This is a genomic window from Succinispira mobilis DSM 6222 (assembly GCF_000384135.1).
Taxonomy (GTDB): Bacteria; Bacillota; Negativicutes; order Acidaminococcales; family Succinispiraceae; genus Succinispira; species Succinispira mobilis.
This window is the reverse complement of the sequence record NZ_KB913028.1, coordinates 883070-896350: the sequence shown is the minus strand read 5'-3', so window position 1 is coordinate 896350 and position 13281 is coordinate 883070. Positions and strand designations below refer to the sequence as shown.

Sequence of the window (13281 nt, the reverse complement as noted above, 5' to 3'; positions counted from 1 at the left end):
TTTTGTGTATAATTGCTTTGCCCAAAATTAAAAAACAAAACAACCTAAAAGCTGGACTCTATTCTTCCCTGCTTTTAGGTTGTTTTATTTTCTAATTCTTCTTATTTAAACTACTCTTAGTTACAAATTTAACCGCTAACTAAATTCCCTAGTTATTCCATAGTCGCTTCACAGTAGCATTAGTTAACTAACAAATTGTTCCCCCACCTAACACGTATTCCCCTTGATAAAATACTACGGCTTGTCCAGGTGTTATTGCGGCTTGGGCTTGCTCGAATTCTACTAGATAGCTATCTTGATCAATTTGCTCTAACCAAGCTGGTTGTTCTGTTTGATTGTAGCGGGCTTTGGCTAAAACTTTAACTCTACCTTGAATAGTCGCACAACTTATTAAGTTTACATCTTTAGCAATTAAAGTTTTTTGCATGAGTTCCGCTTTAGAGCCAATAATTAGACGGTTACTATCCATATCTTTGGCACATACATAGTGTGGCGTCGGTAGGGCTAAGCCAATTTTTTTGCGCTGGCCAATAGTATAGGCATATAAGCCTTGATGCTCGCCTAAAACTTTGCCTTGTTTATCAACAATTTCTCCTTTAGGCGGTTCTTCACCAGTATACCGCTTAATAAAATCCACATAACTACTATTTTTCACAAAACAAATATCTTGACTTTCTTGTTTTTGAGCAGTTACAAAATTTTGCGCACTGGCAATTTGTCGTACTTCTTGTTTGCTTAATTGTCCTAGCGGAAAAATAGTTTGTGCTAATTGTGCCTGCGTCAAGCAATAGAGAAAATAGGTTTGGTCTTTGCTGATATCCCGAGCCTTTTTGAGCAAATAGCGGCCTGTTGCCTGTGGTTGTTCAATTTGAGCATAATGACCCGTTGCTAAATAGTCAAAGCCAATTTCCCTGGCCCGCATTAACATTTTTTCAAATTTTATATAACGATTACAGTCTATACAAGGATTAGGCGTTTGAGCCGCTTGATAGCTGGCAATAAATCGCTCTATAACATCATTTTTAAAATAGTCCACAAAATTTAACACATAGTAGGGAATATCTAAACGTGTTGCCACCGCACGGGCATCTTCTACATCACGCAAGGAGCAACAGGTTTTTGCCGTATCCACAGCAACATCAACATTATTAAATAGTTTTAAAGTTGCGCCAATAGTTTCTAAAGCCTGCTGTTTTATTAAATAAGCGGCGACCGAGCTATCTACACCGCCACTCATTGCTACCATTACTTTTTTTGTTTGCATTTATTTAACCTTCAAACAACGGAGTGGATAAATAGCGCTCCCCATTGTCCGCTAGTAGCACTACAATAGTTTTACCTGCATTTTCTGGCAAGCTAGCTAATTGAGTCGCCGCCGCTACTGCTGCTCCCGCTGATATCCCGATTAATATCCCTTCAGTTTTCGCAACTGTACGCGCCGTTGCAAAAGCTGTTTCATTTTCTACCGTGATTATTTGCTCATAAATTTTAGTATCTAAAGTATCGGGAATAAAACCTGCGCCAATACCTTGAATTTTATGCGGGCCCGCAGCTCCACCTGATAACACGGGCGAATCTTTTGGTTCTACAGCAACTATTTTAATTGCTGGATTTTGACTTTTTAAATAGGCCCCAACTCCTGATACCGTGCCACCTGTACCGACCCCAGCGACAAAAATATCCACTTCGCCTGCGGTATCTTCCCAAATTTCTACACCAGTAGTAGCTTGGTGCACTGTAGGATTAGCTTTATTGGTAAATTGGCTAGGAATAAAACTATGAGGAATTGTTGCCGCAAGCTCCTGCGCTTTTTCAATTGCGCCTTTCATGCCTTTAGCTCCTTCGGTTAACACTAATTCGGCCCCATAAGCTTTTAATAATTTACGGCGTTCAATACTCATTGTCTCTGGCATTGTTAAAATAATCCGATAACCCTGACTAGAGGCAATCGCAGCCAACCCAATGCCAGTATTGCCACTTGTAGGTTCGATAATTACCGAATCCTTGCTTAAAATACCTGCGGCTTCTGCCGTTTCTATCATGGCTTTGGCAATCCGATCCTTAACACTACCTGCGGGATTAAAGTATTCTAGTTTAGCCAAAATTCTAGCTCCCAGTTGATGTTGCGCTTGGTAATTGCTTAACTCTAGTAGTGGTGTATGACCGATTAATTCAGTAATGCTTTTAGCTATTTTCATGATTATCACTCCTGTTTTTATTTAACATATATTTCCTATCTGTTTACTATGTTTTTATTTTACAACTAACTATTTAGTTTGTCAAGCTATTTTCAGCCCACTCTTCTGTTTAGCTAAAAAAGTTTGAGAAGATCTTTGAGCTTTATTGTGTATTGTGTAAGGGGCGAAAATTTCTACATAATCCGATAGCCGACTTTGAAAAAGCAACCCTTGTAATATTTCTCGATTAGTGAAAACATTATTTTTACAATTACAAACGGCAAGTTCAGGCTATCAACCTTAAACTTGCCGCCAACGTTATTTAAATATTAAAATCATAGCCTGCTTTTTCTTTACTACGCTGTGCTAGATCAGCTAGTGTTATACTGTCTACATAGTTGTTAACCACTTGTTCTAGCCCCTGCCAAAACTCTCTTGTTACACAAGCCACCAAGCGATTACAGTCAGCTTCAGCTGTATCTAAACAAGCAACTGGGGCTAGGCTACCTTCGGTCACCCGCAAAATATCGCCCACTGTATACTCTTGGGCTAATTTGCGCAATTTATATCCCCCTTGAGGGCCACGGACACTATTTAACAGTCCCGCTTTACTAAGCAAACTAACAATTTGCTCTAAATACTTAATCGAGATATCTTGGCGACGTGAAATATCTTTTAAAGTTATATATTCACCTGTGTTATATTGTGCTAAATCAATCATTAAGCGCAAAGCATATCTACCCTTTGTAGAAATTTTCATCTTCCCCATCACCTCTACAAAAATATACCACATGCCTGATATTTAAGCAAATAAGCAGCATCTTAATCTATTACACGCTCATATAAACATAGCCACATTATCAAAGCCACACAGCCGACAATCGCAAATAAAATTCCCAGGAAACTAATAATATTTGTCCAACCTAATGACACCAACAAAGTGCCAACTCCGCCTAAAAACATGGCCGAAAAACCCATTAGTGAGGAAGTTGTACCGGCGTTTTCATGTTTTCCGAGCATAATATTTGCTCCAGGGGGGCGCAATACCGATCCTGCTAAAGTGTTCGGAATGATTGTTGCGAGAAATAACCATTCATTATTACTACCCCAGAAATACATACACAACCCAGAAATAATCATCGTAGCAAAACAGGCCGCAACTAAATTTCTAATTTGAAAATATTTTCTGAGCACTTTAATATAGATAATGGGTGAGACAATAGTTATTGCTGCATTAGCCGCAAAAAACAAACTAAATTGTGTCGCACTTAAATTAAAAAACATCATATAAATATAAGATGCGCTTACAATATAACTTAAAAAAGGAATAAGTGGTAAAGAGAAAATTAAAAGTAAGGCCGCAAGCTTAAATTTGCTTAAAGCTACTTTAATATCCCATAGGGCACTAGCAATTGTAAACTCACTATTACCGCCATGTGTTTCCGTGAAAAACAAAGTGCTGATGGTGGCAATCAAGCCTGCCGCGGCCAAAACTATAAATACCACCTGCCACTCTGGGAAAAAATTTAAAATCGCCGCGCCCAAAAGTGGTGCTACCATGGGCGCTAATACAGCAATCGACTGCACAGTAGCTAAAGCAGTTTCACGTTCTTTAGCTAAGTACACATCTTTAATTATGGCACTAACCACCGCTACTGAGGCCGCCCCGCCCAGCGCTTGAAAAATCCGCCCGCCAATTAACTGCCAAATATTTTCTGAAAAAATACAGACTAGGCTAGCTAGCGTATAGCTGACAAGTCCTGTAAGCAAGATCTTTTTGCGCCCAAACTTGTCACTTAATGGACCCCATAGTAAAATACCAATACTGTAAAAAACAAAAAACATACTCAAGGTCAAATTAACCGTGCTAATTGGCTGATTGAAATATGTTACCATTTTCCCTAATGAGGGTAAATATATATCCGTTGAAATAGGGGCAAAAGTCCCCACTAATGCTAAATATATCAAAAATATTTTTTTGCCAAAATATTTTTGTTTATTTTCTTTATTGCTAGTTAAATTCATATTTTCCCCCTAGTTCTAACCCCGGCAAGTATTTTAGATAGAAAAATGCAAGGCTTCGCTGCCTTGCATTCTATTACTTACCCGTACTGCCTGTGCCACCACTGCGTACTGCCTGTGGAGCAACTTCGTTATCTACACAAAGATATTTATAAAAAATCCCTTGCGCAATCCGTTCACCATTACGAATAACTACTTGGTGTTGACCAAGATTCCTTAAAACAATAATAATATGGCCTTCATTATCAGGATTATTATAGTAATCACAATCAATAATTCCTTGACTATTTACTAGCATTAATTCCTGTTTAATTGCTAAACTAGAGCGAATATGCAAACCCAAAAATTCATCTGGCAACATACAGACTTTAAGACCAGTTGCAATTTTAACACATGCTTTTGGCTCAATCACATAATCACCTAAAGCACTAATGTCATAGCCTGCTGAATATTGAGTTTTGCGAGCAGGCATCACAATGTCCTGGCCCACAAAACTGCTTACAACTTCAAAACCACGTACCCGCATCAACATTAGGCTTTTTCTTGTAAAATTTCTTTTCTAGATAAGTTAACTCGGCCTTGTCTATCTACTTCAGTAACTTTTACGATAATTTCATCGCCTACTGAAACAACATCTTCCACTTTATTAACCCGCTCTAAAGCTAATTGTGAAATATGTACAAGACCTTCTTTACCTGGTAAAATTTCTACAAATGCGCCAAATTGCATCAGGCGTGTTACTTTACCCAAATAAGCTTTGCCAACTTCGACTTCAGCTGTAAGTTGTTCAATAATTTTTATGGCTTTTTGCGCTGCTGTTTCATCAACCGCTGCAATAAAGACCTTACCATCATCTTCAATGTCAATTTTTACACCAGTTTGATCGATAATGCTTTTAATTACTTTGCCGCCAGGCCCAATAACATCGCGGATTTTATCAGGTTTAATTTGCAAAGTAATAATTCTTGGTGCATATTTAGATAACTCTTCATTTGGCGTATTAATCGCTTGCATCATCTTATCTAAAATAAAAGCCCTACCACGTTTAGCTTGTTCTAATGCTTGCTCAAAAATTTCTTTATTAATACCATCTATTTTTATATCCATTTGAATTGCGGTAATACCTTTTGCAGTTCCCGCAACTTTAAAGTCCATATCACCTAAAGCATCTTCCATCCCTTGAATATCTGTTAAAATCGTGAAATATTCACCATCTTTTACAAGTCCCATAGCCACACCAGATACTGGCGCTTTAATCGGCACACCAGCTTGCATTAAAGACAACGTGCTACCGCACACACTACCCATAGAAGATGAACCGTTAGACTCTAATACTTCCGATACTAACCGCAAAGCGTAAGGAAATTCAGCTTCAGTTGGAATTACTGGTACTAAAGCCCGTTCTGCTAAAGCGCCATGACCAATTTCCCGTCTACCTGGGGAACGTAAAGGTCGAGCTTCGCCTACACTATAAGGTGGAAAATTATAATGATGCATATAGCGTTTAGAATCTTCTAAGCCTAATCCATCTAAAATTTGTCCATCGCCCAAAGGCCCTAAAGTGGTTACAGTAAGTACTTGTGTTTGCCCACGCGTAAATAGACCTGAACCATGTGCTCTAGCTAAAATACCTACTTCACAAGAAATCGGGCGAATTTCATCCACCGCACGACCATCAGGACGAATTTTATCCACAGTTATCATTTTACGGACTGTTTTCTTAACTAATTTTTGGAAAACATAGCTAATGTCTTTTTTGTTATCTGGATATTTTTCGATAAATAGTTGATTTACTTCAGCACGTAAAGCTTCTAAAGCTTCTTCACGTTCTAATTTTTCATGAATCTGCAAAACGTTTTGCACTTTTTCTAAAGCAAATTCGGTAATTTCATTTAAAATTGCTTCTGGTGGAGCATAAACTACTAATTCGCGTTTTGCCTTACCAATTTGCGCAGCTATTTCTACTTGGAAAGCTACTAATTCTTTAATAGCTTCATGACCAAATAAAATCGCCTCTAACATTACTGCTTCGCTAATTTCTTTAGCGCCTGCTTCTACCATTAAAATTGCTTCGCTTGTACCTGCTACCACTAAATTTAATTCACTTACCTCTTGCTCACTTACAGTTGGATTAATGATATATTTACCCTCAATTAAGCCTACACGCACCCCAGCAATTGGACCATTAAAAGGAATATCTGAAATACAAAGCGCACAAGAAGCACCTAGCATTGCCAAAGTATCTGGTTGGAAATCTTGCTCTACGGACATTGCTGTAGCAACGATTTGAACATCATTTCTATAACCATCTGGAAACATCGGACGAATTGGACGATCAATTAAGCGGCTAGTTAAAATTGCTGCTTCACTTGGACGACCTTCTCTTTTTATAAAGCCACCTGGTATTTTACCAACGGCATACATTTTTTCTTCAAAATCTACTGTTAACGGAAAAAAATCCACGCCATCTCGTGGTTGTGTTGAACCTGTTACTGCTACCAATACCGCTGTTTCTCCACATCTAACCATTACTGAGCCATTAGCTTGTTTTGCTAATTTTCCAGACTCAATTACAACAGTTTTCCCATGAAACTGTTTAGTAAATACATTACTCATATATTTTCCCCCTATATTTTTTCTCACACTATACTATATCACAATTTAGGCTTCCTTGGCATTATTAATTTCATGCTAAGGCTACTTTTTTTTCACAAAAAAAGCGAATATATATAGAAAAAGCGGGGCAATCGCCCGCTTTTTAATAATTCTTATTTTATTTACGGATACCTAATCTTGCAATCAAGTTACGGTAACGTTCAATATCTTTGCCAGCTACATAATTAAGTAGGCCTCTACGTTGTCCTACCATTTTTAATAAGCCACGACGTGAATGATGATCTTTTTTATGCTCTTTCAAATGCTCAGTAAGATATTTAATCTTTGCAGTTAAAATAGCAATTTGAACTTCTGGAGAACCAGTATCGAACTCGTTCACACGATAAGCAAGAATTAATTCTTGTTTTTCAGTATTTGTTAACATGTTAGCAACCTCCTTTTACAATTAATTGTCCACCAATACAGAGTAAATCGTCGGAGTTACGATAAACCATGTAGCGGTAATCACTAAGATAGTTTAACATATTAAAGCTATTTTGTAAATAGCAAGTTAGGGACGTTTTAAGTTTAAAAAATCTTCTTGAAGCAAGTTGTGATATTCATTCGTTGCTAATTGACGTTGCCCATAAGTAGAGGGACGTTGGTACATACGTAAATTTAAAATTGGTAAAATGGTAAATATCTCTTCCATTATCTCCGATTGAATTGCTTCGTAAGGTAATAAATCTTTCTCTAGGCTGTAACAATAGATTTCAATGGGCAAACCAAAATCGTTTGGTTGTAGCTGTCTAACCACAATATTTAGGTTATTGCTCACTTGCGGATGTGCTTGTAAATAACGTTGTAAATAAGCTTGTAAAATTCCGACGTTAGTGAGGCGGCGATCTTGTTCTTGCAAAACAGACGCAGAATTTTTTACAATTAAATTCCAATCAAAATCATGAATAGTCTTAATACTATCTACATCTATTAGCACATGCCGTTTAATTCGTCGCCCGCCTGATTCTTCCATACCGCGCCAGTTTCGGAAAGATTCTGAAATCACCATATGCGTTGGTAGTACAGATACGCTATTATCAAAGTTTCTGATTTTCATAGTGTTTAAGTTAATATCCTCTACCTTACCATCAATTCCATATTTTTGTAATTCTATCCAGTCACCAATTTGCACCAAATTATAAGTTGAAATTTGCACACTAGCAACTAATCCTAGTAAGGTATCTCTAAACACCAAGAGAAACACTGCTGTTAAGGCTCCAATACCACTTAATATTGTTAGTAAAGATTGCTTGAACAAAATTGCAATAATTAATAAGCCCGAAAAAGAATACACAATAATTTTTAACAAGTCTACATAACTGTTAATCGGGCGAATATTCGCCTGCCCTTCATGCGCCTTATTATATAAAGCCGCTAAAGCATCTAGAACTCTAGCCGTAATAACTGCTACCATTACACTAAAATATACCTTACCTAACAAAAAAATCTTATCTTCATATTTAGCAAAAATTTCACCTAAAACAAATAATATATAAACTGGCAAAATATGTGCTAGCCAATCAAAAACCCTTTTTTCCACAAAAACTTTTAACCAAGAATATTTTCTATTAGCCAAACTTATTCGCAAGGCTAATCTTTTTAATAATTGGCGGAAAATATTATATAAAATCACACTTAGTACTAAACTACCGATAATTATTACCCATGTGCCTACTTCAACGATATTTTGCTTTTGCACACCATATTCTGCTAATACACGATGAATCATACTTTGTAGCATTTTGTACCTCACTTATAACTTCTCTCTGCTTATCAGTATACACAATTCAATTCAACAAGTTAAGAGTTTTCCTGAGATTTCCCTTGTAATCGCAATATATTTTTTCTATAATACTCATATAAGTTAACAAATTAACCAATGAACGAGGTGTATAATGCAAGAAATTATTATTGCTTCCAAAAACTCTGGGAAAGTGCTCGAATTTCAGGAGTTGTTTATAAATTTCCCCTGTAAAATTATTTCGCTCCAAGAATTGCCTGCGGTTGTTGAACCTGAAGAAACTGGCAATACTTTTCTCGCTAATGCTACATTAAAAGCACAGTATTATGCTAAACACTATCATAAACCATGTTTGGCGGATGATTCTGGTATTGCCGTCGAGGCTTTAGCTGGTGCCCCTGGCGTTTATTCTGCCCGTTATGCCGGCCCTAAAGCCTCAGATTTAGATAATATTAAATTACTGCTAGCTAATATGCAAGATGTAGATAATCGGGCTTGTCAATTTATCTGTGCATTAGCACTAGTTAACGCCCAAGGGGAATTATTATTTACTGCCCAAGGGGAATGCAAAGGTAATTTGCTAACTGAGCCTCAGGGCACAAATGGCTTTGGTTATGATCCAATTTTTTATTCACTAGACTTAAATAAAAGTTTAGCTACAGCTAGCGCTTCTGAAAAAAACTCTATTAGTCATCGTGCACGCGCTTTGCAAAGACTTGTCAAAGATTTGGAGAGTTATTATGCGTTATCTAGTTCTAAGTGATTCCCATGGAGAAATGCAAAATCTGCACCAGTTATTAGATTTGCAAATACCAGTTCAAGGCTATTTACACGCCGGCGACTTTGCTCAAGATGCTGATTTTATTCGACACGAAACAGCCCTGCCAGTCTATGCAGTTTATGGTAATAGTGATTATAACCGCCAAGCTTATAAACCTGATTTGTTTTTAGAGTTATCCGGCTATAATATTTGGTTAACACATGGACATCGTTATCTTGACAATAATCAAAATATTGAATTATTATTGGAGCAAGCCCAACTCGTTGACGCCAATATTGTAATTTTCGGGCACACGCACACACCCTATGTACATAAAGAAGCCAATATCTTATTTTTAAATCCTGGTAGCATTAGTCGGCCCCGTAATGGTAGTTATAAGAGTTTTGCTATTTTAGACTTATCCCAACTCGAAGCACAAGTTGAGTTTCATTCGCTCTAGCTAGAAATTTATTAAAATAAGAAGGTGCACTATGCTATTAAAGTCATTGGATGTAGAACTTTCTGTCGAAAAAAAAGAGTTTACTAAATTACTAAAAGCCCGTTACGAAAAACTAGCTGAACTACAACGCGAATTACAAGAACGGCAAATACCAACAATAATCGTCATTGAAGGTTGGTTTGGTTCGGGCAAGGGAGAAGTTATTAATTCTATCTTACAAGCTCTTGATCCACGCGGTTTCAAACTATGCTCTGGCTATAATAGTTCATCCGATGCTTTTTTAAGACCTTTTTTTTGGCAATATTGGTTAAATCTCCCCGCTAAAGGACAATTTGCTTTATTTGAACGTAGTTGGTATCATCGTACTGTTATGGAAAACTTTAAAAATGATGTTCCTGTTTATGAAGCTAGCGTTAAATACACAGATATCAATGACTTTGAAAACAGCTTAATCTATGACAATGCGACTATCATCAAGTTTTTTTTAAATGTTTCAGAAAAACACCTAAAAAAACGTGTCCGCACCTTAAGTAAAAAAATTCAACATATTTTCGAAATTACAGACTATGATGCTATGGAAATTGAAAATTATGATCATTTTTTCGAAGCCTATCAAGATATGATTCGTCAAACTAACACTAATGTTGCTCCCTGGATTATTGTCGAAGCAGATGATTTAAACTACGCCAAATTAAAAACATTTGATTATTTGATTAATCTCCTCTCCGAACGTTTAAATATAACAACTTTTACGCCTCATCTACTTTTTGATAAACCAATACTTAATGACACTTTCACGCAAAAAAAAGACAGCTTTGCCAATATTGATTTAAAAACAAGAATGCTTAAGATTGATTATGAAGATAAGTTATCAGCATTACAAGAGCAGCTTAAGGACTTGCAGTTTGAATTATACCGCAAACAAATTCCAGTTGTTTTAGCTTTTGAGGGCTGGGATGCAGCTGGCAAAGGCGGAGCAATTAGACGTTTAACAATGCCCCTTGATCCTCGAATTTATTATGTTATTCCTATAGCCGCCCCCACCTCTGCCGAAAAATCGGTTAACTATTTAGCTCGTTTTTGGCGTAGTATGCCTCGCAAAGGACATATTGCTATTTTTGACCGCAGCTGGTATGGGCGTGTTTTAGTTGAAAGAGTAGAGAAGTTTGCAACTGAACAAGAATGGCGGCGAGCTTACTCCGAAATAAATAAAATGGAGGCACAGTTAGTTCATGATGAAGCAATTGTTTGTAAATTTTGGATACATATCGATAAAGACGAACAGTATAAACGCTTCAAAGAACGTGAAGTCGATCCCAAGAAAGAGTGGAAGTTAACAGAAGAAGATTGGCGCAATCGCGAAAAATGGGATTTATATCAAGAAGCTGCTAACGATATGTTTGCTCAAACTAATACTAAAGTGGCCCCTTGGGTAATAGTTGCTGGTAATTGCAAATACTCTGCGCGTATTCAAGTTATTAAGACTGTAATTAGCCAAATAGAAAAAAAATTAGGGAAAAAATAATTAATTTTCTCCCCAAAACTCTAAATAAATTTTATTTCTTTCCTTATAGCAACTTATATAAATATCTTGGTTACTGTTATTTCTAATAATTAAATCTAGATTACCTTTTTGCACAATGAGCTTTCCTGCTTCATCTAATGATATTCGTTCCGAAAACAGTTGTAATTGTTGACTTAGTTGATAAAATCCCTCTAGCATCAGCTGCGAGTTGCCTTTTGGGATACTATAGTTGGTGCTTTTTTCAATTCTATTTAACTGCTGTTGCCAAGAAATACTAGTGTTTTTCTTCCAAACAATTCCATCTAAACAATCTATCAAAGCTAAGTCTGCTTCATCACTAGAAAAACTTTGTCGCCCTAACATTTTTTTAAATTTCACTAAATCTTGTGCATATCGCCCTGGCAAAAAATTAAGTGTTTCAATTCTAATTTCACAATCTTGCCCTTTGTGTAAAGCTTCCAAAATCTGATAGTATAAGCCGTAGGCTTCTACTAAAACACCTATTTGTTCTACTTGCAAATTATTTTGTTGGGTACTGCCAATTAGCTTAGCATCTTGCGGTTGAATTTGAATTTCTCTTATGATTTCTTGAATTTTAGTATGCAACAATTCTTTATCATATGTACAAACTAATTGATAACTTCGCCCATACTGTCTAGTGTAATAAATATCCACATAGCGTTGGTATATATTTTCTTGAGGAATTCGCCCTACCTGATAAACTTGTTCTATGCTAGCTTGATAATCATACCCGTAGGCAATATCTTCTGGTGTAATATAATAGTTCTTATTTTTATAACTTAACTTTAACACTGGCTTTCGTATTTGCTGTTTCAACTCTTGCAAAGCTTGCGTTCTAGTTAATTTGCCTACGGCAACATTTTGAATTCTTATATTTTCTACAATCTGTTCTCCAATATCAAAAGAAACACTTGCTACAAAAAAAATTGTAACAAGTGTAATTAAAGCAACAAAACCGTAAAATTTACGCTTCCCGCATTGCATATTTTAGTGTTGTAAATTCATGAGCAATTCCATAAATTTGCCAGCAAGCTTTGCTCTTTGAATTGTTTCTTCGGTTATCATATTGCCTTCTTCTATAATAACTACACCATTATCTGTAACTATTGTCTTAGAAGATGTTTTGCCTAAAATAAATTGTTTTTGCTTATCTTCTATTTTTGCTGCCGGCGCTTGCTCTTCCGTAGCAGCTATTTCTTTAGCTTTAGGAGCCGTGAACTGAACTTCTGGCGCAACATCTTCTTCCTCTTCTTCAACAACTTCATCAATAGCATTAGTTGCATCTTGTAAAGATATTTGTTCTTCCGCTTCATGTCCATCAACTGGCTGTAATTCTAAGGGTAAGTTAGGTTCAAAACTTTCCTCTTCAAGTTCTTCTGCCGGCGTAGAATAATTAAGTTCTTGTTGCTCAGCGTCTTCTGGTACAGTAAGTACCGTAAATTCAAAATCTTCCACTAAAACTAAAATATCTTTACCCAAAGAACAAACTTGCTTTTTATCCACCAACATATATTCTTGGCTGTCTTCTTTAGATATTTCATAGGCAATAATATTACCTTGATCATCAATGTAGAAATCCTCAACATAGCCTATAAAACTACCTTTACGAGTTATTACTCTACTTAAAAAAACTTCTACATCTGTAGCTGCAAGTTCATTATATTGCTCTTCTTTAAGTTGCACTACATCAGCTTGTGAATTTACTGTTAAAACATCTTCATGAATCCCAATTAATTTATCAAATGCTAAATATTTTTTCCCTTGATACCAACATGTATCTTCTACCGCAAAACCAACCAATTTGAAAGCTATTCTATCTACTACGAGTTTATCAACTCGAGCAAATTCACTAGCATTAGTTATTTCTAGAACAGCCAAATCAAAAAAATCTGTTACTCTTTTCACTAGTCTTACTTCCTT

At 36.4% G+C, this 13281-nt stretch carries 13 protein-coding genes; 3 read left to right on the top strand and 10 right to left on the bottom strand.

Going from position 1 to position 13281, the window contains the following annotated elements:
* Nucleotides 1-187: 187 nt before the first annotated feature.
* The 8 genes from mnmA to SUCMO_RS0104230 all read right to left on the bottom strand — a co-directional run bounded on the left by mnmA (nucleotide 188) and on the right by SUCMO_RS0104230 (nucleotide 8595).
* A complete protein-coding gene (gene mnmA, locus SUCMO_RS0104265) occupies nucleotides 188-1264 on the bottom strand; it encodes a tRNA 2-thiouridine(34) synthase MnmA (RefSeq protein ID WP_019879282.1) in 1077 nt (358 codons plus the stop codon).
* Nucleotides 1265-1268: 4 nt separating this feature from the next.
* Nucleotides 1269-2198, bottom strand: a complete 930-nt coding sequence (cysK, locus tag SUCMO_RS0104260; protein ID WP_019879280.1) for a cysteine synthase A — start codon at nucleotides 2196-2198, stop codon at nucleotides 1269-1271.
* Nucleotides 2199-2499: 301 nt separating this feature from the next.
* Nucleotides 2500-2937 carry an RrF2 family transcriptional regulator gene (locus SUCMO_RS0104255; protein ID WP_019879279.1) on the bottom strand — a complete coding sequence of 146 codons (438 nt, stop codon included), beginning with the start codon at nucleotides 2935-2937 and terminating at the stop codon, nucleotides 2500-2502.
* A 62-nt stretch (nucleotides 2938-2999) separates the two neighbouring features.
* Complete coding sequence (locus SUCMO_RS0104250) at nucleotides 3000-4202, bottom strand: MFS transporter (RefSeq protein ID WP_019879278.1); 1203 nt, start codon at nucleotides 4200-4202, stop codon at nucleotides 3000-3002.
* 73 nt (nucleotides 4203-4275) lie between these two features.
* A complete protein-coding gene (locus SUCMO_RS0104245; protein ID WP_028953864.1) occupies nucleotides 4276-4725 on the bottom strand; it encodes a dCTP deaminase/dUTPase family protein in 450 nt (149 codons plus the stop codon).
* Nucleotides 4726-4730: 5 nt separating this feature from the next.
* Nucleotides 4731-6815, bottom strand: coding sequence for a polyribonucleotide nucleotidyltransferase (gene pnp, locus SUCMO_RS0104240; protein ID WP_019879276.1), 2085 nt, complete (start codon nucleotides 6813-6815; stop codon nucleotides 4731-4733).
* A gap of 157 nt (nucleotides 6816-6972) precedes the next feature.
* Nucleotides 6973-7239, bottom strand: coding sequence for a 30S ribosomal protein S15 (rpsO, locus tag SUCMO_RS0104235; RefSeq protein ID WP_019879275.1), 267 nt, complete (start codon nucleotides 7237-7239; stop codon nucleotides 6973-6975).
* Nucleotides 7240-7365: 126 nt separating this feature from the next.
* Nucleotides 7366-8595: a mechanosensitive ion channel family protein gene (locus SUCMO_RS0104230; protein ID WP_019879274.1), complete on the bottom strand. Its 1230-nt coding sequence runs from the start codon at nucleotides 8593-8595 to the stop codon at nucleotides 7366-7368.
* Nucleotides 8596-8749: 154 nt separating this feature from the next.
* On the opposite strand from SUCMO_RS0104230, the gene SUCMO_RS0104225 reads away from it, so the two are divergent.
* The 3 genes from SUCMO_RS0104225 to pap are packed head-to-tail and all read left to right on the top strand — an operon-like array spanning nucleotide 8750 to nucleotide 11340.
* Nucleotides 8750-9358 carry an XTP/dITP diphosphatase gene (locus tag SUCMO_RS0104225; RefSeq protein WP_019879273.1) on the top strand — a complete coding sequence of 203 codons (609 nt, stop codon included), beginning with the start codon at nucleotides 8750-8752 and terminating at the stop codon, nucleotides 9356-9358.
* Nucleotides 9336-9815, top strand: a complete 480-nt coding sequence (locus SUCMO_RS0104220; protein WP_019879272.1) for a metallophosphoesterase family protein — start codon at nucleotides 9336-9338, stop codon at nucleotides 9813-9815. The genes SUCMO_RS0104225 and SUCMO_RS0104220 overlap by 23 nt, the downstream gene beginning before the upstream one ends.
* A 31-nt stretch (nucleotides 9816-9846) precedes the next feature.
* Entirely contained in the window at nucleotides 9847-11340 is a 1494-nt protein-coding gene (gene pap, locus SUCMO_RS0104215) for a polyphosphate:AMP phosphotransferase (protein ID WP_019879271.1), read from the top strand.
* Here the strand turns inward: pap and SUCMO_RS0104210 are convergent, their stop codons facing one another.
* Both SUCMO_RS0104210 and SUCMO_RS10955 read right to left on the bottom strand, forming a co-directional pair.
* Nucleotides 11341-12345 (bottom strand): peptidoglycan binding domain-containing protein, encoded by a 1005-nt coding sequence (locus SUCMO_RS0104210; RefSeq protein WP_019879269.1) that lies wholly within the window; start codon nucleotides 12343-12345, stop codon nucleotides 11341-11343.
* 3 nt (nucleotides 12346-12348) lie between these two features.
* Nucleotides 12349-13266 (bottom strand): PRC-barrel domain-containing protein, encoded by a 918-nt coding sequence (locus SUCMO_RS10955; protein ID WP_019879268.1) that lies wholly within the window; start codon nucleotides 13264-13266, stop codon nucleotides 12349-12351.
* Nucleotides 13267-13281: the final 15 nt, after the last annotated feature.